Origin of the sequence: Cryptosporangium aurantiacum, assembly GCF_900143005.1 — a bacterium.
In the GTDB taxonomy this organism is placed as follows: domain Bacteria; phylum Actinomycetota; class Actinomycetes; order Mycobacteriales; family Cryptosporangiaceae; genus Cryptosporangium; species Cryptosporangium aurantiacum.
On sequence record NZ_FRCS01000001.1, the window covers coordinates 752,696 to 777,696 of the forward strand.

The window sequence follows — 25,001 nt, forward strand, 5'->3', positions numbered from 1 at the left end:
CGCTCGCTGCTGGCCTTGATCGATATCTCCGCGTGACCTATCGACGGCCGCGACGAGGCCGTTCGGGCGGTCATGCGGCAGACTGGTATGCGCATCGTCATTCGCAGGGAGAGGAAGCATCGTGGGAGCCACTGAGACGCTGGAGCGGCCGGAGACCCGAGAGCGCCAGACCGACAACGGCCCCGAGGTCTTCCACTACGTGAAGAAGAACAAGATCGCCGAAAGTGCGGTCATGGGCACGATGGTACAGGCACTCTGTGGCGAAGTCTTCCCCGTGACGAAGTCGCCGAAGCCGAACTCGCCGGTCTGCCCGGCCTGCAAGGAGATCTACGACTCGCTGCCCAAGGGGGAGTGAGCCAGGACCGCCGCTGACCGGGCCGACTCCGCGTCGGTCCGGTCCGTGCGCTCCACGGGCGCTTTCGCCTCGTCCGGTTCGGACTCCGCCTCTGGCTCCGGCTCAGCCGGAGGATCCTCCGCCGGCCGCCGACCGCGGAACGCGGCGGCCAGCTTGCGCCCGAGACGCGCGATCCGGTGCAGATGGCGCGGCCGGCGGCCGGCCGGGTGCAACTGCTCCAGCGTCCCGTTCAGCTCGGCGCCGAGCAGCACCGCGAACGCCAGCACGTAGAAGTACAGCAGCGCGACGATCGGCGCCGCGAGCGTGGAGAACAGCAGCATCTCGCCGGCCAGACGGCCGAGGTAGAGCCGCAGCACCCACGAGAGCCCGATGAACAGCAGCAGCGCCAGCGCCGCGCCCGGCAGCGCCCGCCGCCATCGCAGCCGCACCGGCGTCGCGTAGTGGTAGAACGCGGACAGTGCGGTGAACACGATCCCGGCGGTCACCGGCCAGTACGCCAGCCGGATCACCGCTTCGGCGGCCGAGTGCCAGCCGTCCGGCAGCCAGGCCACGACGAAGTCCGGCCCCAGAATCGCCAGCGGCACCGCCACCACGGCGGTGGCCAGCGTGAAGATGTAGAGCCAGAGCGCGAGCAGCCGGCTGGCCACCGCACCCCGCAGCTCGCGCTGCCCGTAGGCGATCGACACCGTGTTGACGAACGTCGCGGTGGACGACGAACCGGCCCACAGCGACAGCACGAGCGCGATCGTCGCCACCTCACCGCGACCGTGCCGCAGCAGCTCGCCGACGATCGGCGCCACGACGTCGTGCTGCACGCTCGGGCTCACCAGCCGGTCCGTCAGCCGCAGCGCGTGGGCCTCGGTGCGGTTGACGAGGTCGGTGCCGGTCCAGCGTCCGGCGTAACCCAGGACGCCGAGGATCGCGAGGAAGAGCGGGGGCACCGAAAGCAGCTGCCAGAACGCCGCTTCGGCCGACAGACCGAGGATCCGGTCCTGCCACGCCTTCGCCAGCATCGAGCGGATGACCCGCCAGATCCCGCTCAGCGTGGTCCGCACGGGGCGGAGAGTAGCGGCCGCCGAGCGGTACACGATGCGCGCCGGGCCGAAGGCCGGACCTAGCGCGCGCCGCGCAACCCGGGTCGCCGCGGCCCGGAGCCACGCGACGCGCCCGGCAGGAAGTGTGAGCATGTCAACCGTTCACGCTACGGGGTCGGACCACCGGCGTCGCGTCCGGACCCGCTGTTGCAGCACGTCGGCCCGGGAGGGCCGCACAGCGCCGAAGCGGACAGTGTTCGCCGCGGTCGCGATGCCGCCGGTATCCATCATCGCGCACCGGCGCCGGGTAGGCTCGGTGAAGCCCTCGCGCCGCGAAAGCCGCCCGGGGGCGCACTGGTGTTCGGCTCGGTATGGAGGGTGTGGTTTGACCGCGAACCCAGTGAACGCGGCTGTCGGCACGGTCGGCGGAGCCGCGCCGCCGCTCCGCGTCTGGCAGCGGAAAGCCCTCGTCGAGTACCTCCGCCGGTCGCCGCAGGACTTCCTCGCGGTCGCGACCCCGGGAGCCGGAAAGACGACGTTCGCACTCCGGATCGCCGCGGAGCTGCTCGCCGACCGCACGGTCAGTCAGGTCACGGTCGTCGCGCCGACCGAGCACCTGAAGACGCAGTGGGCGCAGGCGGCAGCCCGGGTCGGCATCCAGCTCGACCCGACGTTCTCCTCCGCCGGGCTCACGTCCTCGGACTTCCACGGCATCGTCGTGACGTACGCCCAGGTCGGTCTCTACCCGCAGATCCACCACCGCCGGTGCACCGCACGGCCGACGCTGGTGATCCTCGACGAGATCCACCACGCCGGTGACTCGCGGACGTGGGGCGACGGCGTCCGGATGGCGTTCGAGCCGGCCACCCGGCGGCTCGCGCTGACCGGTACGCCGTTCCGGTCGGACGCGAACCCGATCCCGTTCGTGCAGTACGAGCGCGACCGCAACGGGCTGACCCGGTCCCGGTCGGATTCCAACTACGGCTACGCGGACGCCCTGCGCGACCAGGTCGTCCGGCCGGTGCTGTTCCTGGCGTACTCCGGCGAGGCGAAGTGGCGCACCAGCGCCGGTGAGGAGCTCACCGCGCGCCTGGGCGAGCCGCTCACCGCCGAACAGACCGCCCAGGCCTGGCGGACCGCGCTCGACCCCAAGGGCGACTGGATGCCGCAGGTCCTGCGCGCCGCCGACGCCCGGCTCACGGTCGTCCGGCAGCACGGCATGGCCGACGCCGGCGGCCTGGTCATCGCCACCGATCACCAGGCCGCGAAGGCCTACGCCGAGCTGTTGCGGCGGGTCACCGGGAAGGCGCCGGTCGTGGTGCTCTCCGACGACGGCGCGGCGAGCGCCAAGATCGCCGCGTTCGGGGCGTCGGAGGACCGGTGGATGGTCGCGGTCCGGATGGTGTCCGAAGGTGTCGACATCCCGCGGCTGGCGGTCGGGGTCTACGCGACCAGCGCCAGCACGCCGCTGTACTTCGCGCAGGCGATCGGGCGGTTCGTCCGGGCCCGGCGCCCGGGGGAGACCGCGACGGTGTTCCTGCCGAGCGTCCCGGTGCTGCTGGGGCTCGCCGGTGAGATGGAGGTCGAGCGCGACCACGTGCTCGACCGGCCGCACCGGGAGAAGCTACTCGACGACGACCTGGTCGCCGCGGCCAACAAGCAAGAGGACGAGGACACCGACGACAAGCCGAAGTTCACCGCGCTCTCGGCGTCGGCGCATCTGGACCAGGTGATCTACGACGGTGCCTCGTTCGGCACCGGAGCGGCACCCGGCACCGCCGAGGAGGAGGAGTACCTGGGGCTGCCCGGGCTGCTCACCTCCGACCAGATCGCGGCGCTGCTGGCGAAGCGGCAGGCCGATCAGGTGGCGGCGCAGCGGAAGGCCGCGTCCGAGCGGAAGGCCGCCGGCGGCCCGGCGATCCCGGAGCCGGAGGCGGTGCCGACGTCGAGCTTCGCGCGGCGCCAGATGCTGCGGAAGCAGCTGAACACGTTGGTCGCCGCGCAGCACCACCGCACGAACCGGCCGCACGGCCAGATCCACGCCGAACTGCGCCGTCTCTGCGGTGGCCCCCCGAGCGCCCAGGCGACCATCGAACAGTTGGAAGAACGCATCGCCACGATTCAGACCTGGTGAGCGGCCAGCGCCGCCCTCGAGGGGCTCCAGGTTCAGACAACGACGAAGCCCCCGGCCCATGGGCCGGGGGCTTTTGTCGCTCGGGCCTTAGTCCTCGCTACGAAGGATCTGGACTGCCACCTTCTCGAGGTCCTTGGCGTACTTGTTTCCGTGGTGACCGCAGAAGACGAGGTCGCCGCCGCCGGGCAGAACTGCCCGGACCTTGGCAGCCGCACCACACCGGTCGCAACGCTCGCCAGCTGACGGCGCCTCGGTCGGCGGCGGGGTCAGGGTCGGGGTCATTGGCCTCCTCCTCTGCTCTCACCGTGCTGTTCGTTGTGCTTACCGCTCACACATCGTCCAACACATCAGTGTGCTGAGACGTTCCTGATCCACCGCCATGTTCCGCATCACACAGCGAGTGACCAGTTGTCTCGGGACCGCCGTTCACGATGACCGGCGGTCCCACAACCAGAGTGCCACGGGAAACGGCACTTCGGAGATCGGATCTCGGACAGACATCCGGGCGTGGCAAATCGCTTCCGGTACATCGGGTATATATGCCACTAAACGACGCCCTGGACGACGATCTGACATCCGGCGGTCACCAAGTTGGAACACGCCGAGACGCCCCGTCGAGGGCGCTCGGAGGTCGGATTCCCCGCCGCGCGGTGTGGCCTGCCCGGCTTCGCCGGCCCCGAACTGCTCCTCCGGACGATCGGCAGCTGCCCGACGTCGTCACTGAACGTATTTCTGCGGACGCACGACGGCGGGCCGGCCGCGCGAAGGCCCCGCCGCCCTCGAACGGGTGGCGGGGCCTTCGCGGCCGAACTCAGTCCAGGTAGTCGCGGAGTACCTGGGACCGCGACGGGTGCCGCAGCTTCGACATCGTCTTCGACTCGATCTGGCGGATCCGCTCCCGGGTCACGCCGTAGACCTGGCCGATCTCGTCCAGCGTCCGCGGCTGGCCGTCGGCGAGGCCGAAGCGGAGCCGGACCACACCCGCCTCCCGCTCCGACAGCGTCTGGAGCACCGACTGGAGCTGGTCCTGCAGCAGCGTGAAGCTGACCGCGTCGACCGCGACGACCGCCTCGGAGTCCTCGATGAAGTCGCCGAGCTGGCTGTCGCCCTCGTCGCCGATCGTCTGGTCGAGCGAGATCGGCTCCCGGGCGTACTGCTGGATCTCCAGCACCTTCTCCGGGGTGATGTCCATTTCCTTGGCGAGCTCTTCGGGGGTGGGCTCGCGGCCCAGGTCCTGGAGCAGCTCACGCTGTATGCGGCCGAGCTTGTTGATGACCTCGACCATGTGCACCGGGATACGGATCGTCCGGGCCTGGTCGGCCATCGCCCGGGTGATCGCCTGCCGGATCCACCAGGTGGCGTACGTGGAGAACTTGTAGCCCTTGGTGTAGTCGAACTTCTCGACCGCCCGGATGAGGCCCAGGTTGCCTTCCTGGATCAGGTCGAGGAACGCCATGCCGCGGCCGGTGTAGCGCTTGGCCAGCGAGACGACCAGCCGGAGGTTCGCCTCCAGCAGGTGGTTCTTGGCGCGCTCGCCGTCGCGGATGATCCAGTTTAGGTCGCGGCGCAGCTGGTGCTGCATCTTCTCGCCGCGGTCCTCGCCCTGGCGCATCCGCTCGGCGGCGTAGAGACCGGCCTCGATGCGCTTGGCGAGGTCGACCTCCTCCTCCGCGTTGAGCAGCGCGACCTTGCCGATCTGCTTCAGGTAGGCGCGGACGGAGTCGGCCGACGCGGTGAGCTCGGCGTCCTTACGCGCCTGCTTCAGCGCCTCGGACTCCTCCTCTTCCTCGTCGAACGCGAACTCTTCCTCTTCGCCGTCGGTGAGCACGACCGGCTCGTCGACGGCCAGGCCACCCTCGCCGGGAGGACCGGCGGTCGGCGCGCCTTCAGCGGGGGCGGCACCGGCGGCCGGAGCGGCGGCAGCGGCCGCGGCCTTCTTGGCGGGGGCGCGCTTCGCCGGGCGGGGCGTCGCGGCGGCGGAGGCGTCACCCGGTGCGGCGGCGGGGGCGGCAGCAGGCCGTGTCGTCTTCGCCGTCGTCGCCTTCGACGCGGGGGTGGTGGCCGAGCGGGCGGCGGCCACGCGTCGACGAGTCGGACGCGGATCGGCGGAGCCGTTGACGACGACGGTGACGCCGGCGATCGACAGGCCCTGCAGGATCTTCTTGCCTTGGGCTGGCGACACCCCCGCACCACCAAGAACCCGCGCCACCTCGTCGGAGGTGAGGGAGGCGGTATCACCCGCCCGCGCTGTCAGCGTGTCGACGAGGGAACGGACGATGTCGGCCCGCGGAGGGGTGCGGTCGGCGTCTGTCACGAAGTGACCTTCCACGTGTCGGTGCGGCGGGGCACACCTCACCGGTCAGGGGCTGACCGGGGGGCTGATCTACCAGGAGCGATCCTCCGGGACTTCTCTGCCCGGTGGCTGGCAACGAATTGTACCGCCGGGTCGGGGGAGACGGTTCCCACCATCGATCCATCCGTTGTGTCTGGTTGGTGGGGGCCACCCGGCCCGGCGGGCTCGACGCCGTGCTGGACTGTACGTCGCGTTCCCGGGTTCTGGCCACGACCGCCACGGGCAAACGTTCGCTTGACCAGCGCGGAACGATTCAGCGACTCGATTCAGACGCAAGGAGCACCACCGAAATGGCAGCAGTGGAGCCCACCGAACTCCTGGACCTCGCCGTCGATCTGGTTCGCCGGGCGGCCGTCCTGGTCGGCGAACAGCGGGCGGCCGCGGTCGCCTCGGTGGAGACCAAGTCGACGCCGACGGACCCGGTCACCGCGGCCGACCGGGCGTCCGAGCAACTGGTGGTGGAGGGGTTGGCCGCCGCGCGCCCCGGCGACCTGGTGCTCGGCGAGGAGGGCGGGTTCCGGCCGGTCGGTGCCGAGGCCGCCCCGGACGCCGTGCGGTGGCTGCTGGACCCGATCGACGGCACGGTCAACTTCGTCTACGGCATCCCGGCGTACGCGGTGTCGCTGGCCGCGGAGGTCGACGGTGTGGTCGTCGCGGGCGTGGTCCGGAACGTCGTCACCGGGGAGGAGTGGACCGCGACCCGGGGCGGTGGTGCGTGGCGGGACGGTGTGCGGTTGAACGGCTCGGCCGTGACCGCGCTGGGGAGTGCGCTGGTGGGCACCGGGTTCGGCTACGCGGCGCAGCGACGGCGAGAGCAGGCCGAGGTGCTGCTCCGGCTGCTGCCCGAGATCCGGGACATCCGGCGGATCGGGTCGGCCGCACTCGACCTGTGCGCGGCGGCCGAGGGACGGCTGGACGCGTTCTTCGAGCGTGGGCTGAGCCCGTGGGACCGCGCGGCCGGCGGGCTGATCGCCGAGGAGGCGGGCCTGCTCTTCACCGGCCTGCACGGCCAGCCGGCCGGCGACGAGATGACCCTCGCCGCACCCCCCGCCCTCCACCCGGCCCTACACGACGCGCTGATCGCGGCCGGCGCGCAGCCGTGACCGTGCTTGTCGAGCGCCGCCAGGCGCGAGCGTTCTGACCTGGAGGCGCGCTCGCCTGCCAGCGTCGTTCTCAGCAGGCCGCGTCGGTGGGTTGAACGGGGTCCAGGTTTTCGAGCTCGGCGGGGACGTCTTCCTCGGGGGTGAGGTCCTTGAACTCGATCCCGAGGACGACGTCGATGCTGGCGTCCTCGCGGGCGTCGTCGACGATCACGCTGCCCCGCACGGACGCCTGCAGCAGCTGCGCCGCACCGGCGCCGGTCGGTCCGTAGCGGATCTGCGCGGTCTGCGAGACCGGTTCGCCCTGCGGGTCGTTGCCGACCGTGAGGACGTTGAACCCGCGCTTCTTCAGCGCCTGCCCCACCTTGTCGGCGAGCCCCTGCTCGTCGGTGCCGTTGTAGACGCGCACCTTCACCGCGCTCGGCGCCGGGATGCTCGCCTGCACGGTGTCGCACCCTCGAGCCGACTTCCCGGTCTGGTCGTCGGTGACGATCGCCCACACCACGGTGATGACGGCGACCAGCGCCAATACCCCGATTACCGTCAGCGCCCTGACCCGCGCCAGGCTCACCGCCCCACCACCCCGGTCGTCATGGGCCCAGACTGTAGCGTCCCGGGTCATCACAGGTGATAACCCGGCAACCCCCTTGCGTTCATCAGGCTCCGCCGGCCAGCGGGCGGAGCCGGCGACGCGGTTGCGGACCGGCTCGCCACCGCTCCCGCTGCGCCGCGCGCAACCGGCTGAGATAGCGCTCGGCCAGCCAGTCCGGCTCGTTCGCCGCACATCCGGGGGTGTCCACGAGCACACCGCCGCCGGGCAGCGGCACCAGCGCCGACCCGGTTCCTGCCCGCGGAGCGCCGCCGGACAATGCGTCCACCGTCGTGCTCTTGCCACAGCCGGCCGGGCCGACGACCGCGGCCGCGCAGGCGGGCGAACTCGGTAGCAGCGCCCGCAGGCGGTGCAGCCCGGCCGCGCCGGGATGGTCGGGGATCGTGCTGATCCCCACGACGCGGGTGCCCGGACAGCTCTCGGCGAGTATCGCGAGGTCAGCCAGCACGGATCGGAGCGCGGCGCCGCTCGGCGCGAGATCGACCTGGCTGAGCACGAGGACCGGGGTCGCCGCGCTGGCGGCGGCGAGCGCGAGCAGCCGTTCGGTGCGGTCCGGCGTCAGGTCGGCGGAGAACGCCTGCATCACCAGCACCAGGTCGACGTTGGCGGCCAGCACCTCGCCCCGGACGTCGTCCGCACCGCGGCTGTGCCGCACCGTGGACGTCCTGGGGAGGATCGTGACGATTTCGTCGCCGGAGAGCACGGCCCAGTCGCCGGCCACCGGCATCAGCTCGGGCCCGGCCACGGCGCGCACCGGCCCGGTCGCGGCCAGGCAGCCGCAGTGCGTCCCGTCGACGTCGGTCACGCGGGCCGGGACGAGCGGTCCGCGGAGGGGCGCCCGGCGCCCCCCGGATGGGGGCCACCGTGCCCGCCGGTCCGCCGCGGACAGCGGTCGCCGCGTCCCGCCTGGTGAACGACGAGGTTCGGGGTCCCCGATCCGGTCCGCGCATTGGGTAAGGTCGCCATCCGCGACCCGGATATCCGGCGTCGTGGGGCATCTGCCGGTTGCCGTCGCCATCCGGTACCGTGCGTCCCATTCGTCCGACCATCCGAGGCGGCGTAGCCGGGCCCGGCTGCGCCGTCCGCTGATGGGGGGCACTGGACCGGTGGTCGTCGGCGCTGGGGACGGGTCCGCGGGAAGCGCGGTGGCCCGCCCCTGGTCCGGCTGCTCCGGTGCAGGGAAGACGGGCATCGGTGTCACCTCGATCACATCGGGAACACATCCGGTGGGCTGTGCGTATTAGGGGCGCTGGAAACGGTAAGGTTCCGCGCTCGCCGGGTCGAACGGGTTTCCTTCCTGGCCGGGAAACCTGGCCGTTCACGGCGTGACCCAGGCTGTCATCCAACGAAAGAAGAGGACCACCACGATGGCCACCGACTACGACGCACCACGTCGAACCGAGGAATCGGAAATCGGCGAGGACAGCCTCGAGGAGCTGAAGGCACGCCGGACCGATTCACAGTCCGGCAGTGTGGACGTCGACGAGGCTGAGGTTGCCGAGGGTTTCGAACTGCCGGGCGCTGACCTGTCCGGCGAGGAGCTCACGGTCAAGGTGCTGCCGATGCAGAACGATGAGTTCCGCTGTTCGCAGTGCTTCCTCGTGCACCACCGCAGCCAGCTGGCCGAAGAGAAGAACGGCCAGTACGTCTGCACCGAATGTGCGGCCTGACCCCCCGGTCAGCCGCACGTGTCACGGGGACGCTCCGTGGTTCGCCACAGCCGCAGCAGGAGCGTCCGGAAGGAACACAACGGTCGGGGCTCCGGGGGGTAGTACCCCGGCCGTTCGGGGTAGTGCAGAAGCGGTTCGTTATCGACCGCGCTGCCGCCCGTGGGCGGTGCGACGGGCGCGGATATCCGGCTTACGCCGGAACCGCGCCGGCACCCGCTCCGCGTGACCCGAGGGATTGCCGCCATGACTTACCCGGACAACTCGTCCACGGCCGGATCCGCATCCGAGGCATCTGACCCGGCGTCCGGGACGCCCGTGTCCGACCCCACTCCGGCTGACGTCTCGCCGGAGACCACGGACGCGCTGGTTCGCCTGACCGACGCGGAACTCACCACCGCCGATCGACGTCGTTTGCTCAAGCGTGTGGTCAGCGGGCTCGGACGGGGTGCCGGTCGCGCGCTGCGTGGCCCGCGAGCCGCCGTCAACTGGGCGACGGACCTGGTGATCGCCGTCGCGCCGCACGTCGTCGTCCGTGATCTGGAGACGCTGCAGCGTCACTACGGCGGGAAGTCCGGTGAGGATCTCGCGGACGCGCTGATCCGGAACGCCTCGCGCGCCACCGCAGGCCTCGGCGCCGCCGGCGGCGGGGTCGCCGCCATCAGCTGGACCACACCACCCGCGCTGCTCTCCGCCCCCGTCGTCGTGGCGGTCGAGACCGCCGCGATCGTCGCCGTCGAGGTCAAGCTGCTGGCGGAGCTGCACGAGGTCTACGGCGTGCCGATCCGCGGCTCGGCCAGCGAGCGTGCGAGCGCGCTGCTGCAGTCCTGGTCACGCCGTCGCGGCGTGACGCTCCTGCAAGGTGGGCGCGGCTTCACGACGATTCTCGGCTCGGGGCTGCGGAAGGACCTGCGGGACCGCCTCGTGCGCCGGATGGGAAAGAACGTGACGACGCTCGGCCCGCTGTTCACCGGTGCGACGGTCGGCGCCGAGCTCAACCGCAGGGCGACCCGGTCACTGGGCGACGAGGTCCGCGCGGACCTGCGCAAGGGCGGCCCGGCGCCATCGGACCAGCCCGGCCAGCCCGGGCTGTACTGAGCCGCCGAACTCCTGGACCGGGCCGCCCTACTCCGGGGCGGGCAGCGGCAGGTCCAGTGCCGCGAGCAGCGCTTCCGGTCGCCGGGAGGAGATGATCCAGTACGGCGTCGGGTCGTCGGGGTCGTCCAAATAGACCCGCACCAGACCCCGCACCCACGGCCGGTGGACGACGAACGCGACCGGGTCCAGCTCCGGGCCGAGCGCTTCCCGGCGCGCCTCGGGGTCCAGCGCTTCGGCGGCGATCAGGAAACGGCGCGGGATGTGGGCGTCGTCCACCTGAAGTTCGTCGTCGGTGACCGCGACCGTGATCCGGCTGAGCGCCGCCACCGCGATCAGCGCCACCGGGACGCAGATGACGTAGGGCAGCCACGCCCGGAGCCCGCCGTACCCCAGGTGGACCTCGGCGGCCATCAGGAGCGCGACGGCCAGCGCTCCGGTCCAGCCCCACCACGGCACGGTCCACCGTTCCCGGTAGGTGCTGGTGGACGTGGCGGTCGAGCGGGATGGCATGGTCCGAGCCTATCGGCCGTGTCCTGCGGCTCCGTCGCCCACTGCTGGCGGATATCGTGCGTCGGGCCGTAGAGATGCTCCGGAAGGAACGGATCGCCGATGACCGACGCCACAGACCCGACCGCAGCCGCTCCGGTCGAGGTGCTCGTGCAGCTGCTCGACCCCGAGCTGCCGCCGCCTGCCTACGCGCAGCCGGGCGACGCCGGTGCCGATCTGGTCGCGTCCACCGAGGTCCGGCTCGCGCCGGGCGAGCGCGCACTCGTCGGTACCGGCGTGGCGATCGCGCTGCCCGAGGGTTACGCCGGGTTCGTGCACCCTCGCTCGGGTCTGGCCGCGCGGTTCGGGGTTTCGATCGTCAACGCACCCGGTACCGTCGATGCTGGATACCGGGGCGAGATCAAGGTGAACCTCATCAACCTCGATCCGACCGAGACCGTGACACTCGCGCGAGGCGACCGGATCGCTCAGCTCGTGGTTCAGCGCGTCGAACGGGCCGAATTCCGGGTGGCGTCCACGCTGCCCGAGTCGGTTCGGGGGACCGGTGGCCACGGCTCGACCGGGGGGCATCGCGGCCTGGTTTCCGTGCGCCCGAATTCAGAGTGAGAGGTGTGTGAGGGTGTTTCGACGTCGGCGTGGTCGGCACGCGGCGACCGGCCGGGAGGAAGGCGACCTGGAGGTCACTGAGACCGAGCCCGTGGACTCGGAGGACGAGGAGGCCGGCATCGGCCCCTGGGACGCTGACGCGGCTCCCTCGGACGACGTCCAGCGGGTCGACCTCGGCGCGCTGCGCGTCCCGACCCTTCCGGACGTGGAGCTGCGGGTCGAGGCTGACCAGCAGGGGCAGGTGGCGTCGGTCGTCCTGACCGACGGGTCGAGCGCGCTCGAGCTGGCGGCGTTCGCGGCTCCGCGCACCGAGGGCATCTGGGACGACGTGCGGCAGGAGCTCGAGGCAGGCATCCGCGGTGACGGTGGGGTGGTCGCGCACGAGCAGGGCGAGTTCGGCCCCGAGTTGCGTGCGACGGTGAAGGTGCCGGACGGCAGCAAGCAACTGCTGCGGTTCGTGGGGGTGGACGGGCCGCGCTGGTTCCTGCGCGCGACGTTCACCGGTGCGGCGGCCGCCGACGCCGCGGCCGGGCCCCAGCTCGCCGAGTCGGTGCGGCAGACGGTCGTGGTGCGCGGCACCGATCCGATGCCGGTGCGGGACCCGCTGCCGCTGCGGCTGCCCCGCGAGGTCGTCGAGCAGGCGTCTCAGCAGCAGGACTGATCTACTTCGCGGGTACGCCCGGCGCGCCGATGGCTCGCCGGGCGTTCTGCTGTCAAGGAACCGTCAAGACGGCGGGGAGCACCGTCAAGGGACCGTCAACGCCGGCCGCGAGGCCGGAATCCGGCGCTTGACTTCCGGTGCGGGCATCAAGACCGATGCCCGACCCACCGGTTCTGGAGTGTTCCCCATGCTTGACCTGGCCTTTGTGGCCCTCGCCGTCGCGTTCTTCGCGATCGCGGCGCTCGTCGCGCGAGGGGTGGAACGGCTGTGAGTACCGAGAACGCCGTCGGATTGATCGCCTCGGTGCTGCTGATCGGCTACCTGCTGGTCGCGCTCGTCCGCCCGGAGAAGTTCTGATGAGCGACGTCGCTGCCGGGCTGCTCCAGGTCCTCGCGCTGTTCGTCGCGCTGGGGTTTGCCTGGAAGTACCTCGGCGACTACATGGCGCGGGTCTACGACACGCCGAAGCACAGCCGCGTCGAACGGATTCTCTACCGCGCGGTCGGCGTCGACCCGGCCGCCGACCAGCGGTGGCCGGTCTACCTGCGGAGCGTGCTCGCGTTCTCCGCGGTCTCGGTGCTCGGCCTCTACCTGCTGCAACGCGTCCAGGGGAGCCTGCCGCTCTCGCTCGGGTTCCCCGGCGTCCCACCGGACCTCGCGTTCAACACCGCGGCGAGCTTCGTCTCGAACACGAACTGGCAGAACTACTCCGGTGAGTCGACGATGGGTCACCTCACCCAGATGGCCGGTCTCGCCGTCCAGAACTTCGTGTCCGCGGCCGTCGGCATGGCGGTCGCGGTGGCGCTGATCCGCGGGTTCGTCCGGAAGGGCACCGACCGGCTGGGCAACTTCTGGGTCGACCTGTTCCGCGGCAGCTTCCGGATCCTGCTCCCGCTCGCGGTGGTCTCGACGCTGGTCCTGGTCGCGGCGGGCGCCGTGCAGAACCTGGCCTCACCGCATGAGGTGACGACGCTGGCCGGCGGCTCGCAGACGATCACCGGTGGCCCGGTCGCGTCCCAGGAGGCGATCAAGGAGCTCGGCACGAACGGCGGCGGGTTCTACAACGCGAACTCGGCGCACCCGTTCGAGAACCCGAACGCGTTCAGCAACTGGTTTGAGATCTTCCTGCTGCTGCTGATCCCGGTCGCGCTGACCCGGACGTTCGGCCGGTTGATCGGTCAGCGTCGGCAGGGGCTGGCCATCCTCGGTGCGATGACGACGATCTTCGTCGGTCTGCTCGCGGTGGTCTGGACGTTCGAGGCGCACTTCGCCGGCGCGATGGAGGGTAAGGAGGTCCGGTTCGGGGTCCCCGGGTCGGCGTTGTTCGCCACGGCCACCACCGGCACGTCCACCGGAGCGGTGAACGCGTTCCACGACTCGTTCTCCGCGATCGGCGGTGGTGCGCTGATGCTCAACATGCTGCTCGGAGAGGTCGCGCCGGGCGGCGTCGGCTCCGGCCTCTACGGGATCCTGGTGATGGCGATCCTGGCGGTGTTCGTCGCCGGTCTCATGGTGGGGCGAACCCCGGAGTTCCTCGGCAAGAAGATCCAGGGCCGGGAGATCAAGCTCGTCTCGCTCTACATCCTGGCCACCCCGATCGCGGTGCTGGTCGGTGCCGGGCTGGCGATGTCGTTCTCGTCCACCAGGGACTCGATGCTGAACAGCGGACCCCACGGCTTCAGCGAAGTCCTGTACGCGTTCGCGTCCGGCGGCAACAACAACGGCAGCTGTTTCTGCGGCCTCACCGGGAACACGCCGTTCTACAACACCGCGCTCGGCCTCGCGATGCTGGTCGGCCGCTTCCTGCCGATCGTCTTCGTGCTGGCGCTCGCGGGCTCGCTGGCCCGGCAGCAGCCGGTACCGGTCACCGAGGGCACGCTGCCCACCCACCGGACGCTCTTCGTCGGGCTGCTGGTCGGCGTCGTCCTCGTCGTCACCGGCCTGACCTACTTCCCCGTTCTCTCGCTCGGCCCGCTCGCGGAGGGGCTCTAGACCATGACCACACTTCTCGAACGACCCGAGACGACCACCGAACCGCGCCGCGTCGGCGGCGGGCTGCTCGACCCCCGGTTGCTCCTCACGTCGCTGCCGGACGCGCTGCGCAAGCTCGACCCGCGCGTGATGGTGCGGACGCCGGTCATGTTCGTCGTCGAGATCGGGTCGCTGATTTCCACCGTGTTCGCGGTGCTCGACCCGAGCGTCTTCGCGATCGTCGTCGCGGTCTGGCTGTGGCTCACGGTGGTGTTCGCGAACCTCGCCGAGGCCGTGGCCGAGGGCCGCGGCAAGGCACAGGCCGACACGCTGCGCCGGGCCAAGACCCAGACCGTCGCCTACCGGGTCACCGGCGAGGAGGTGGCCGCGACCGCGCTGGTCGTCGGTGACCTCGTGGTGGTCGAGGCCGGCCAGGTCATCCCCGGCGACGGGGACGTCGTCGAGGGCATCGCGAGCGTCGACGAGTCGGCGATCACCGGTGAGTCCGCGCCGGTCATCCGCGAGTCCGGCGGCGACCGCAGCGCGGTGACCGGCGGCACCCGGGTGCTGTCCGACCGGATCGTCGTCAGGATCACGGCCAAGCCCGGCGAGAGCTTCATCGACCGGATGATCGCGCTGGTAGAGGGGGCCTCGCGGCAGAAGACGCCGAACGAGATCGCGCTGAACATCCTGCTGGCGAGCCTGACGATCGTGTTCCTGCTCGCGGTGGCGACGCTGCAACCCTTCGCCACCTACGCGGGGGCTTCGCAGCCCTTGATCGTGCTGGTCGCGCTGGTGGTCTGTCTCATCCCGACGACAATCGGCGCGCTGCTCTCGGCGATCGGCATCGCGGGCATGGACCGGCTGGTGCAGCGCAACGTGCTCGCGATGTCCGGCCGCGCGGTCGAGGCGGCGGGCGACGTCAACACGTTGTTGTTGGACAAGACCGGGACGATCACGCTGGGCAATCGGGTCGCGACCGAGTTCCTCCCGGTCGACGGCGTGACGCCGTCCGAGCTGGCCGACGCGGCCCGGCTCTCCAGCCTCGCCGACGAGACGCCGGAGGGACGCTCGATCGTGGCGCTCGCCGGCGGTCCCGGTGTCGCGCCCGGCGGCGCGGTGTACGTGCCGTTCACGGCGGAGTCCCGGATGAGCGGCGTCGACCTGCCCGGGCGGCTCATCCGCAAGGGCGCGGCGTCGGCCGTGCTGCGGTGGGTGCGGGACAACGGCGGGCGCGTGCCGGACGAGGTCGGGCCGGTCGTGGACGGGATCAGCGCCGCCGGGGGCACCCCGCTGGTGGTGGCTTCGACGGACGAGAGCGCGCCCGCCCGGGTGCTGGGCGTCGTGCGGCTCAAGGACGTCGTCAAGCCGGGCATGCGGGAACGGTTCGCGGAGCTGCGGCGGATGGGCATCCGCACGGTGATGATCACCGGCGACAACCCGCTCACCGCCAAGGCGATCGCCGACGAGGCCGGCGTCGACGACGTCCTCGCCGAGGCCACGCCCGAGGACAAGATGAACCTGATCCGGGCCGAGCAGCAGGGCGGCAAGCTCGTCGCGATGACCGGCGACGGGACCAACGACGCCCCGGCGCTCGCCGCGGCCGACGTCGGCGTCGCGATGAACTCCGGCACGTCGGCCGCCAAGGAGGCCGGCAACATGGTCGACCTCGACTCGAACCCGACGAAGCTCATCGAGATCGTCGAGATCGGCAAACAACTGCTGATCACCCGGGGTGCGCTGACCACGTTCTCGATCGCCAACGACGTCGCGAAGTACTTCGCGATCATCCCGGCGATGTTCGTGGCCGCCTACCCGAGCTTGGACGCGCTGAACGTCATGCGGCTGCACAGCCCGCAGTCGGCGATCGTCTCGGCGGTCGTGTTCAACGCGCTGGTGATCGTCGCGCTGATCCCGCTGGCGCTGCGCGGCGTGCGGTACACGCCGTCGTCCGCGTCGGCGATGCTCCGGCGCAACCTGCTGATCTACGGCCTCGGTGGGCTGATCGTCCCGTTCGTCGGGATCAAGCTCATCGACCTCGTCGTTCAGTTCATTCCCGGCTTGTCCTGAGGAGTTCGTGATGGTTTCCCGAGCACCGGCCGCGGTGCGACAATACGGCGCGGCCTTTCGCGCACTCATCCTGTTCACGCTCGTCCTCGGGCTCGCCTACCCGCTGGTGCTGACCGGGGTGTCCCAGGTCGCGTTCGCCCGCCAGGCGAACGGCTCGGTGCTGGACGGCGGGTCCAGCCTGCTGGGTCAGTCGTTCACCGACGCCGACGGCAATCCGCTGCGGCAGTGGTTCCAGCCGCGGCCGTCCGCCGGTGGGTACGACCCGTCGGCCACCGGCGCGTCGAACCTCGGGCCGAACTCGCCGGACCAGGCGAAGCTCGTCGCGGAGCGCCGGGCCGCGGTGGCGGAGTTCGACGGCGTCGAGGAGGCCGACGTCGCCCCGGACGCGCTGACCGCGAGCGGGAGCGGCCTCGACCCGCACATCAGCCCCGAGTACGCGCGCCAGCAGGTGCGGCGGGTCGCCGAGGCCCGTGGCTTGCCCGTCGACGAGGTGCGGGCGCTGGTAGCCGCGCACACCCAGGGGCGCATCCTGGGTTTCCTGGGCGAGGACCGCGTCAACGTCGTCGAGCTGAACATCGCCCTGCAGGACCTCAGCGAAGGAAGGTAACGATGGCGCGGGGCACGCTGCGGATCTACCTCGGGGCGGCGCCCGGGGTCGGCAAGACGTTCAAGATGCTCGAGGAGGGCCGCCGCCGCGCCGAGCGGGGCGCCGACGTCGTCATCGGGTACGTCGAGACGCACGGCCGGGCCGAGACCGCAGCGCAGATCCAGAACCTCGAGGTCGTGCCCCGCGCCCGGACGACCTACCGCGGTGCCGAGTTCGAGGAGATGGACCTCGACGCGGTGCTCGCCCGGCGGCCCGAGGTCGCGTTGGTCGACGAGCTGGCGCACACCAACGTCCCCGGTAGCAGGCACGCGAAGCGCTGGCAGGACGTCGAGGCGTTGCTCGACGCCGGGATCGAGGTCGTCTCCACGGTCAACGTCCAGCACCTCGAGTCGGTGAACGACGTCGTCCGGACGATCACCGGCGTGCCGCAGCGCGAGACGGTCCCGGACGGGGTCGTCCGCGCCGCCGACCAGGTGGAGCTCGTCGACATGGCGCCGGAGGCCCTGCGCCGACGAATGGCCCACGGCAATATCTACCGGGCCGAGGCGATCGACGCCGCACTCGGCAACTACTTCCGGGTCGGAAACCTCACCGCGCTGCGCGAGCTGGCCCTGCTCTGGACCGCCGACAAGGTCGACGAGGCCCTCCGCCGGTACCGCGACGAACACGACATCCAGGGCATCTGGGAGGCCCGGGAACGGGTGGTCGTCGCGGTGACCGGCGGCCCGGAGGGCGACACGCTGATCCGCCGCGCGGCCCGGATCGCCGCTCGCAGCCAGTCCGGCGATGTGATCGCCGTCCACGTCTCGCGCAGCGATGGCCTGACCGGCGCCGACCCGGCCCGCCTGGAGCAGCAGCGGGAGCTGGTCGAGTCGCTCGGCGGCACGTTCCACGCGGTGATCGGCGACGACGTCCCCGGCGCCCTGCTCGACTTCGCGCGCGGTGCCAACGCGACCCAGCTCGTGCTCGGCACCAGCCGCCGACCGCGCTGGCAGCGTGCGCTGTCCGAGGGCATCGGCTCGCGGGTGATCGCCCGGTCCGGGCCGATCGACGTCCACATGGTGACGCACTCCGAGGCGGCGCGGCTGCGCCGGTTGCCGGGGATCACCGGCGGGCTCACCGCCCGCCGGCGGTGGTACGGATTCGGCCTGGCGGTGTTGGGCCTACCGCTGCTCACCGTGGCGTTGAAGCTCGTCGACCTGGACCTGTCCAGCGAACTCCTGCTGTTCCTGGGCCTCGTCGTCGCGGTCGCGCTCGTCGGCGGCGGCTACCCGGCGGTGTTCGCGGCCGCGGCGGGGACGCTGCTGGTCAACTGGTTCTTCACCCCGCCGGTGCGCACGTTCACGATCGCCGAGTTCGACAACCTCGTCGCACTGACGGTGTTCGTGCTGGTGGCGCTGGCCGTCGCGGCGGTCGTCGACGCGTCGGCGCGGCGGCGCCGGGAGGCGTCCCGGGCGCAGGCCGAGGCGGAGCAGCTCTCCGCGCTCAGCCGCGGCGTGCTGGCCGGTGGCCGGGCGCTGCCCGCGCTGCTCGCCCAGGTCAAGGACGCGTTCGGGCAGGAGTCGGTGACGCTGCTGGAACGCGCCGACGGCCGCTGGAACGTGGTGGACAGCGTCGGGCCGCCGGGCGAGACCGGTGACGTCGACATACCCGTGGACGAGACGCTCCACCTGGTCCTGCGCGGGCGTCCGCTCCCGGCGTCCGACCGGCGCGTGCTCGCCGCGTTCGCGGCGCAGGCCGCGATCGCGCTGCGGCAGTCCCGGCTGTCCGCGCAGGCGGCCGAGGCCGCCCGGCTGGCCGAGGGCAACCGGATGCGGACCGCGTTGCTGGCCGCGGTCAGCCACGACCTGCGGACGCCGCTGGCGTCGATCAAGGCCGCGATCTCCGCGCTGCGAATGACGACGGTGACGCTGGAACCCGACGACGTGGCGGAGCTGCACGCGACGATCGACGAGTCGGCAGACCAGCTCGTCGCGCTGATCGACAACCTGCTCGACATGAGCCGGCTGCAGACCGGCGCCGTCGATCCGCTGCGGCGCGTGATCGGTCTCGACGAGGTCGTGCCGCGCGCGGTCGCCGACGGAACCGGCGGCGCGGCCGAGCAGATCACCGTCGACGTGCCGGAGACGCTGCCCGCGGTGCTCGCCGACCCCGGCCTGCTGGAGCGAGCCGTCGCCAACCTGGTGAGCAACGCGGTGCGGCACGGCGCGGGCGCGCCGATCGTGGTGCGCGCCAGCGCGCTCGGTGACCGGGTAGAACTGCGGGTCGTGGACACCGGACCGGGCGTCCCGGAGGCCGACCGGGACAGGATCTTCGCGCCGTTCCAGCGGCTCGGCGACCGTCCGATGGGCAACGGCGTCGGGCTCGGCCTGGCGGTGGCAAGGGGGTTCGTGGAAGCGATGGGCGGCACGCTGGAGCCGGAGGACACGCCCGGCGGCGGGTTGACGATGGTCGTGTCGCTGGAGGTAGCCCGATGACCAGGATCTTGGTGGTCGACGACGAACCGCAGCTGCTGCGGGCGCTGCGGATCACGCTGCGAGCGCGGGGGTACGAGGTGGAGACCGCCTCGGACGGGAAGGCGGCGCTGGAGGCCGCCGCGCACAAGCACCCGGAGCTGATCGTGCTGGACCTCGGCCTGCCCGACCTGGACGGGATCGAGGTCATCGAGGGGCTGCGGCCGTGGTTCACCGGCCCGATCGTCGTGCTCTCCGCCCGGCAGGACAGCGACGACAAGGTGCTCGCGCTGGACGCCGGCGCCGACGACTACGTGACGAAGCCGTTCGGCATGGACGAGCTGCTGGCCCGGTTGCGCGCGGCGCTGCGGCGGGCGACCCCGGCACCGGACGCCGTCGTCGTCACCACCGACGCGTTCACCGTGGACCTCGCGGCGAAACGAGTCACGGTCGGCGAGCACGACGTCCGGCTCACCCCGACCGAGTGGGGCATGCTCGAGGTGCTGGTCCGCAACCCGGGCCGGTTGGTGCCGCGCAAGCAGCTGCTCCGCGAGGTCTGGGGGCCCGCGTACGGGGACGAGTCCAACTACCTGCGGGTCTACATCGCGCAGCTGCGGCGCAAACTGGAGCCCGACCCGTCCCACCCGCGTTACCTGCTCACCGAACCCGGCATGGGTTACCGTTTCGAGCCCTGACGGGAAAGGAGTGCGATGTCCCGGTTCGAAGGCTTCGACGCCCAGGTACCCGAGTGGTTCGTCGGGCTGGAGGCGGACAACAGCAAGACGTACTTCGACGCGCACCGGCCGTACTACGAACGCGCCGTCCGGGGTCAGCTCACCGCGCTGCTCGCCGACCTGAGCGAGGAACTCGGCGGCGAGACGAAGATCTTCCGCCAGAACCGCGACGTGCGGTTCTCGGTGGACAAGTCGCCGTACAAGACACAGACCTACGGCATCCTGTCCGGCTCGACGCTCACCCCGGCGGGGCTCTACGTCGGGATCTCCGCGGACGGGCTGACCGCGGGCGGCGGCTACTGGCGGATGGAGCGGGACCAGCTCGAGCGCTACCGCTCGGCCGTCGCCGACGACGAACGTGGAGCCGACCTGGCCGCCCGGACCGCGGAGGTGGAGGCGGCGGGGCTCGAACAGTGGGGGGAGAGCCTGGCCACCGCACCCCGCGGTTACCCTCGCGACCATCCGCGGATCGAGATGCTGCGCCGGAAGAGCGTGACGTTCGGCCGGCGCCTGCCGGTCGGCGACGGCATCGGCGCCACCGAGGGCCGCACGTTCGTCGCGGGAACCTGGACGTCGTCGGCCCCGGTCCTCCACTGGCTCGATACGCACGTCGGCCCCACCACCGCACCCCCCAGACGCCGCTGACCTCAGCCACTGTGTTTCGTGGTCGGCTCAGCCACTGTGTTTTCTTGGTCGGCTCAGCCACTGTGTTTTCTTGGTCGGCTCAGCCACTGTGTTTCCTGGTCGGCTCAGCCGACGTGGACGAAGGGGCGGCGGGTGCGGTCGGGTTCGGCGCGGCGGAGTACCTCTCGTGCCACCGGCGCTACCTCGCCGGCGCCGACGAACAGGAACTTCAGCAGGTGGACGATCGGGTTTCCCTCCGTCCACTCGAAGTAGACGTGCGGGCGGACGTCGTAGGTGTCCCGGACGTGCAGGAGCAACGCCGCCACCGAGTTCGGGACGCTCGCCGCGCGCATCGAGAGCACTCGGTATCCGTCCCGCTCCTCGCCGACGACGTGCAGGTCGCTCGCGAACTCCGACGCGTCGGCGACCGTGACCTCGAGGAACAGCACCGGCGCCGCGGCCGGCAGGTGGTGCCGTTCCCGGGCTTCGGCCTCCTTCTCGGCGTACTCGCTCGCGTCCCGGGAGTTCGGCTCGTTCGCGACGATCTCCAGGACGCCGTCGTGCACGCTCTCGGCGACCAGCCGGGCGGCGGTCTCGTCCAGCGTGACCTCGGTGGCGCGCAGCTCGAACGCCCGCTGTACCCGGGACGCGAAGGAGGTCGCGACGATCGCGACGATGAACAGCGCCGCGATTTTGACGCCGTCCGGGCGCTCGATCACGTTCGCGATCGTCGTGTAGGTGAAGATCGCCGCGATCGTTCCGAACCCGATCATCGCCGGGCGGCGGCCACGGCGATGGGCCGACAGCGTGACCGCGATCGCCGCCGACGTCATCAGCACGAGGACGCCGGTCGCGTAGGCACCGCCCTGAGCGTCCACATCGGCGTCGAACAGGATCGTGACGACGAACGCCACCGCGGTGAACAGCAGCACCAGCGGCCGGACCGCCCGCGCCCACTCCGGAGCCATCCCGTACCGGGGCAGGTAGCGCGGCACCAGGTTCAGCAGGCCGGCCATCGCGGACGCACCAGCGAACCAGAGAATCGCGATCGTGCTCAGGTCGTAGATCGTGCCGAACACCTCGCCGAGGTGCTCGTGCGCCAGGTAGGCCAGGGCGCGGCCGTTGGCCTCGCCGCCGGACTCGAACTCCTTCTCCGGGATCAGGACGGTCGTGCAGAAACTGGACGCCATCAGGAAGCAGCTCATCGTCAGCGCCGCGGTCGTGAGCAGCCGGCGCGCACCGGCGATCCGGCCGACCGGACGCCGCTCGGTGTCCCCGGCGCGGCCCCGGATCTGCGGCATCACCGCGACACCGGTCTCGAAGCCGGAGAGCCCCAGCGCGAGCTTCGGGAACACCAGCAGTGCCACCGCGATCACCGCGAACGGGCTGCCGTGCGAGGTGGTCAGCGCCTCCGACCAGTCGCCGATCTTCGTCGGGTGGGTGGCGACCTCGTAGAACGCGGCCAGCAGCACGACGAGGTTCAGCGATAGGTAGACGCTCACCAGCCCGACCGCGATGCCGACCGCCTCGGTGAAGCCCTTGAGGAACACCCCGCCGAGCAGCGCGAGCAGCACCAGCGTGATCAGCACCTCCTGGCCGTGCAGGAACGACGGCGCGAACGGATTTTCCTCCAGGTGCGCGGTAGCGTCCGCGGCCGAGAGCGTCATCGTGATCAGGAAGTCCGTGCACGCGAACCCGAGCAGCGCCAGCACGAACAGCTTGCCGCCCCACCAGGGCAGCACCTTCTCCAGCATCGCGATCGAGCCCTCGCCGTGCGGGCTCTCCTTCGCGACCCGGCGGTACACCGGCAGCGCGCCGAGCAGCGTCAGCAGGATCAGCACCATCGTGGCGAACGGTGAGATGACGCCTGCGGCGAGCGCGGCGATGCCCGGCTGGTAGCCGAGCGTCGAGAAGTAGTCGACGCCCGTCAGGCACATGACCTTCCACCAGGGATGGGTCTTGTGCTCGGCGACCGGCGCGCGGTGCGGCCCCGGGTGGTCGGTCGCTCGGTCGGCCAGCCCGTCCAACAGCCACCGGCGGACGCCGGTGCGCATTCCGTCGTGCGGCGGAGCCGCCACTCCTGCCACATCAGTCACGGCCGGACAGTACCCACCGCGCGACAAGCCTGGATCGCGGCATGGCCGAGGTACGTGCGGTCGGCGCCGACCGCGGCCAGCGTCGTCGTGGTGAGGGCTGCGGTGGGTGCGGCCTCGGCCCAGGCCTCGGCGACCGTCGCCGGGTGCATCGGGTCGTCGGTGACGGCCACCACCCCGCACGGCACGGTGAGCGACGCCAGCTCGGCGAGGGTGGGTCCGGCGCTGGTGGCCGTGGCCCGGAGTGCGGTGGTGAGTTCGCGGGCGGTGTACCGGGGCCACGCTGCCGCCAGCTCGTCCACGACCCAGGAGCCGGGCGCCGCGGCCCGCAGCCTTTCCACGGTGGCGGCGACCCCGTCCCGTTCGACGTCGGCCGCCGTTATCGCCGAGACTCCGGCGACCGCGTCCGGCTCCCCGGTCCAGGCGGGCATCACGAGCAGCAAACCGGCCACCGCCGGACGCCGGCTCGGTCGGCGCGCCGCCGACCGGTTCAACCGGTGCGCGGCCCAGCGGACCGCCAGGTGGGCGCCGAGTGACACACCTCCCACCAACGCCGGCCCGAACCGCTCCTCGGCGTCGTCCAGCACGGTCAACTGACCTGCCACGACGTCCTCGACCGGGGGATCTGCCGTGACCAGGCAGAACCCAGCAGCGGCGAGCGGCGGACCGAACGCGCGGCGGACAAAATCGGCGTTTGACGCGCTCCCGGGGAGCACGATCGCCACGGGATTCCCACGTTCGCCGTACCACTGCCAACGATCTGACACGGTTGGCCATTGTGGCGTAGGAATCCTGACCTACCCTGATCAGGACGGCGCGGTACCGGGTATGCCTCGGATACGCAAACGCGTTTCTACGGCATAGCCGCGCCGACTCGTCGCTGAGGTGCCCACATGACTGACACGCTGCCGCGGACCGCTGAGGACTCCGGCCTGAAACGGCTCTTCCGCCGTATCACCGCCTCCGACCGCGAACTCGATGCCGAGAACCTGCAGGAGGTCAGCGCCCGATCGGGGGCGGAGAAGGTCTGTGACTGTCCGCGGGGCCGGTACGCCACGGTCACCGGCCGGTTGACGTCCGTCCGCTACACCCCACGAACCAACCAGCCGACGCTGGAAGCCGAGCTGTTCGACGGCACCGGCTCGATCACGATCGTGTTCCTCGGCCGGCGGCGGATCGCCGGTATCGAGCCCGGCCGGTCGCTCTCCGTCGAGGGACGGCTCGCCCTGCGGGATGGTCGTAAGGTGATCTTCAACCCCGTCTACACGCTGGAGCCGACCTCACCGTGACCGACCACCGCGCCCGGCCGACCGGCGACCGTATCGACTCGTCCGCCGACACCGACCGGCGCGAGGTGGAGGACGAGCAACTCGCCGAGGCGATCTTCGGCGACGAGCACCCCTCGGCTCGGGTCGCGGACATCCTCGCGGACGAGGCGGCACACCTGGTCGCCGATCTGCCGCCGGGCGACCCCGTCGGGCACGGCGGGCACGGTCGCCACGCTGCTCCGGAGAGGGCCCAGGTTTCGGACAGCGCCGTAGTTCCGGGCGGCGGTGGTGACCCCGCGCCCGTCACCCCCGCGGACGGCGGTTCGCCGCGTCGCGTGCGGATCACCCCGCCGGAGGCGCAGGCTGAGGTTTCAGCCGACGACGGCGAGAAGGACGACGAACCGATCTCGATCGCGGACGCCGTCCGCGAGCAGCTCGGCGGGCTCCGCGGGTTGGTCGAGAGCAGCCTGCCGGTGCTGGTTTTCATCGTGGTGAACATGACCACGTCGCTGAAGCCGGCGCTCTGGGCAGCGGTCGGTTCTGCCGCGTTGATCGCCGCGTACCGGCTGATCCGGCGCGATTCGGTACGGCATGCGCTGAACGGGCTGTTCGCGGTCGGGATCGCGGCGTTCATCGCCGCTCGCACCGGCCAGGCCGAGGACTTCTACCTGCTCAACATCGCCCGCAACAGCGGCGGAGCGCTGCTGTGCGCGGGGTCCGTGCTGTTCCGGCGCCCGGTGATCGGGTACGCGTGGCGGTTCATCGCCGAGATCCCGCCTGCGTGGCGGGAGAGCAAGGGGCTCATGCGGGCGTTCTCGCTGATCAGCCTCGTCTGGGCGCTGATGTTCGCGATCCGCGCGGGTGTGCAGATCTGGCTGTGGTCGCAGAGCAACGCCGACGCGCTCGGCTGGGCGTCGCTGGCGATGGGCTGGCCGATGTTCGGCGCCTGCCTGGTGTTCACGATCTGGTACGGACGCCGCGCGATCGCGGCCGACGCCGAACGGACCGCAGCGGTCGGCTGACCCGCCCGCCGCGGTCGGCGGACCTGCCCGCCGCG

24 protein-coding genes are annotated in these 25,001 nt (G+C 71.4%); 16 read left to right on the forward strand and 8 right to left on the reverse strand.

The window, feature by feature from the left end; genetic code table 11:
* Positions 1–121 precede the first annotated feature (121 nt).
* Entirely contained in the window at positions 122–355 is a 234-nt protein-coding gene (locus BUB75_RS03225; protein ID WP_073251210.1) for a DUF3039 domain-containing protein, read from the forward strand.
* On the opposite strand, the gene BUB75_RS03230 is transcribed toward BUB75_RS03225, so the two are convergent.
* Positions 328–1,410 carry a YihY/virulence factor BrkB family protein gene (locus BUB75_RS03230; RefSeq protein WP_073251212.1) on the reverse strand — a complete coding sequence of 361 codons (1,083 nt, stop codon included), beginning with the start codon at positions 1,408–1,410 and terminating at the stop codon, positions 328–330. The genes BUB75_RS03225 and BUB75_RS03230 overlap by 28 nt on opposite strands.
* A 364-nt stretch (positions 1,411–1,774) precedes the next feature.
* Here BUB75_RS03230 and BUB75_RS03235 point away from each other — a divergent pair, with 364 nt between their 5' ends.
* A complete protein-coding gene (locus BUB75_RS03235) occupies positions 1,775–3,523 on the forward strand; it encodes a DEAD/DEAH box helicase (RefSeq protein ID WP_245806211.1) in 1,749 nt (582 codons plus the stop codon).
* A gap of 87 nt (positions 3,524–3,610) precedes the next feature.
* Here the strand turns inward: BUB75_RS03235 and BUB75_RS03240 are convergent, their stop codons facing one another.
* Positions 3,611–3,805, reverse strand: coding sequence for a DUF7455 domain-containing protein (locus BUB75_RS03240; RefSeq protein ID WP_073251216.1), 195 nt, complete (start codon positions 3,803–3,805; stop codon positions 3,611–3,613).
* Between the two features lie 529 nt (positions 3,806–4,334).
* Positions 4,335–5,837, reverse strand: coding sequence for an RNA polymerase sigma factor (locus BUB75_RS03245; RefSeq protein ID WP_084740314.1), 1,503 nt, complete (start codon positions 5,835–5,837; stop codon positions 4,335–4,337).
* Positions 5,838–6,166: 329 nt separating this feature from the next.
* Here BUB75_RS03245 and BUB75_RS03250 point away from each other — a divergent pair, with 329 nt between their 5' ends.
* Positions 6,167–6,979 (forward strand): inositol monophosphatase family protein, encoded by an 813-nt coding sequence (locus BUB75_RS03250; protein WP_073251220.1) that lies wholly within the window; start codon positions 6,167–6,169, stop codon positions 6,977–6,979.
* 70 nt (positions 6,980–7,049) lie between these two features.
* On the opposite strand, the gene BUB75_RS03255 is transcribed toward BUB75_RS03250, so the two are convergent.
* Complete coding sequence (locus BUB75_RS03255) at positions 7,050–7,547, reverse strand: LytR C-terminal domain-containing protein (protein ID WP_178379753.1); 498 nt, start codon at positions 7,545–7,547, stop codon at positions 7,050–7,052.
* Between the two features lie 85 nt (positions 7,548–7,632).
* The gene (gene rsgA / locus BUB75_RS03260; protein ID WP_073251224.1) at positions 7,633–8,391 is read right to left on the reverse strand and encodes a GTPase RsgA; all 759 of its coding nucleotides are present in this window, start codon (positions 8,389–8,391) and stop codon (positions 7,633–7,635) included.
* A 562-nt stretch (positions 8,392–8,953) separates the two neighbouring features.
* On the opposite strand from rsgA, the gene BUB75_RS03265 reads away from it, so the two are divergent.
* Together BUB75_RS03265 and BUB75_RS03270 are read left to right on the forward strand one after the other, a co-directional pair.
* On the forward strand, positions 8,954–9,256 hold the full coding sequence (locus tag BUB75_RS03265) for a DUF4193 domain-containing protein (RefSeq protein ID WP_035856868.1): 303 nt from the start codon (positions 8,954–8,956) through the stop codon (positions 9,254–9,256).
* A 243-nt stretch (positions 9,257–9,499) separates the two neighbouring features.
* Positions 9,500–10,351, forward strand: coding sequence for a hypothetical protein (locus BUB75_RS03270; protein WP_073251226.1), 852 nt, complete (start codon positions 9,500–9,502; stop codon positions 10,349–10,351).
* A gap of 27 nt (positions 10,352–10,378) precedes the next feature.
* Here BUB75_RS03270 and BUB75_RS03275 read toward each other — a convergent pair whose 3' ends face one another.
* Positions 10,379–10,861: a DUF3093 domain-containing protein gene (locus BUB75_RS03275; protein WP_073251228.1), complete on the reverse strand. Its 483-nt coding sequence runs from the start codon at positions 10,859–10,861 to the stop codon at positions 10,379–10,381.
* Positions 10,862–10,960: 99 nt separating this feature from the next.
* Here BUB75_RS03275 and dut point away from each other — a divergent pair, with 99 nt between their 5' ends.
* From dut to BUB75_RS03320, 9 genes are all read left to right on the forward strand, one after another.
* Entirely contained in the window at positions 10,961–11,464 is a 504-nt protein-coding gene (dut, locus tag BUB75_RS03280) for a dUTP diphosphatase (RefSeq protein ID WP_073251230.1), read from the forward strand.
* Between the two features lie 13 nt (positions 11,465–11,477).
* Positions 11,478–12,125, forward strand: a complete 648-nt coding sequence (locus BUB75_RS03285; protein ID WP_073251232.1) for a DUF3710 domain-containing protein — start codon at positions 11,478–11,480, stop codon at positions 12,123–12,125.
* A gap of 267 nt (positions 12,126–12,392) precedes the next feature.
* Positions 12,393–12,482 carry a K(+)-transporting ATPase subunit F gene (kdpF, locus tag BUB75_RS03290; RefSeq protein WP_073251234.1) on the forward strand — a complete coding sequence of 30 codons (90 nt, stop codon included), beginning with the start codon at positions 12,393–12,395 and terminating at the stop codon, positions 12,480–12,482.
* On the forward strand, positions 12,482–14,116 hold the full coding sequence (gene kdpA, locus BUB75_RS03295) for a potassium-transporting ATPase subunit KdpA (protein WP_073251236.1): 1,635 nt from the start codon (positions 12,482–12,484) through the stop codon (positions 14,114–14,116). Before kdpF ends, kdpA begins: the two co-directional genes overlap by 1 nt.
* Before the next feature lie 3 nt (positions 14,117–14,119).
* On the forward strand, positions 14,120–16,165 hold the full coding sequence (gene kdpB, locus BUB75_RS03300) for a potassium-transporting ATPase subunit KdpB (protein ID WP_073251238.1): 2,046 nt from the start codon (positions 14,120–14,122) through the stop codon (positions 16,163–16,165).
* A 10-nt stretch (positions 16,166–16,175) separates the two neighbouring features.
* A complete protein-coding gene (gene kdpC / locus BUB75_RS03305; protein ID WP_073251240.1) occupies positions 16,176–16,772 on the forward strand; it encodes a potassium-transporting ATPase subunit KdpC in 597 nt (198 codons plus the stop codon).
* 2 nt (positions 16,773–16,774) lie between these two features.
* The gene (locus BUB75_RS03310) at positions 16,775–19,249 is read left to right on the forward strand and encodes a sensor histidine kinase (protein ID WP_073251242.1); all 2,475 of its coding nucleotides are present in this window, start codon (positions 16,775–16,777) and stop codon (positions 19,247–19,249) included.
* Complete coding sequence (locus BUB75_RS03315) at positions 19,246–19,920, forward strand: response regulator (protein ID WP_073251244.1); 675 nt, start codon at positions 19,246–19,248, stop codon at positions 19,918–19,920. Before BUB75_RS03310 ends, BUB75_RS03315 begins: the two co-directional genes overlap by 4 nt.
* Before the next feature lie 15 nt (positions 19,921–19,935).
* Entirely contained in the window at positions 19,936–20,604 is a 669-nt protein-coding gene (locus tag BUB75_RS03320) for a DUF2461 domain-containing protein (protein ID WP_073251246.1), read from the forward strand.
* Positions 20,605–20,708: 104 nt separating this feature from the next.
* Here BUB75_RS03320 and BUB75_RS03325 read toward each other — a convergent pair whose 3' ends face one another.
* On the reverse strand, positions 20,709–22,637 hold the full coding sequence (locus BUB75_RS03325) for an APC family permease (RefSeq protein WP_073251248.1): 1,929 nt from the start codon (positions 22,635–22,637) through the stop codon (positions 20,709–20,711).
* Positions 22,638–22,675: 38 nt separating this feature from the next.
* Complete coding sequence (locus BUB75_RS03330) at positions 22,676–23,401, reverse strand: hypothetical protein (RefSeq protein ID WP_084740171.1); 726 nt, start codon at positions 23,399–23,401, stop codon at positions 22,676–22,678.
* Positions 23,402–23,569: 168 nt separating this feature from the next.
* Here BUB75_RS03330 and BUB75_RS03335 point away from each other — a divergent pair, with 168 nt between their 5' ends.
* Together BUB75_RS03335 and BUB75_RS03340 are read left to right on the forward strand one after the other, a co-directional pair.
* Entirely contained in the window at positions 23,570–23,965 is a 396-nt protein-coding gene (locus BUB75_RS03335; protein WP_073251252.1) for an OB-fold nucleic acid binding domain-containing protein, read from the forward strand.
* Complete coding sequence (locus BUB75_RS03340) at positions 23,962–24,966, forward strand: DUF3159 domain-containing protein (protein WP_084740172.1); 1,005 nt, start codon at positions 23,962–23,964, stop codon at positions 24,964–24,966. Before BUB75_RS03335 ends, BUB75_RS03340 begins: the two co-directional genes overlap by 4 nt.
* Positions 24,967–25,001: the final 35 nt, after the last annotated feature.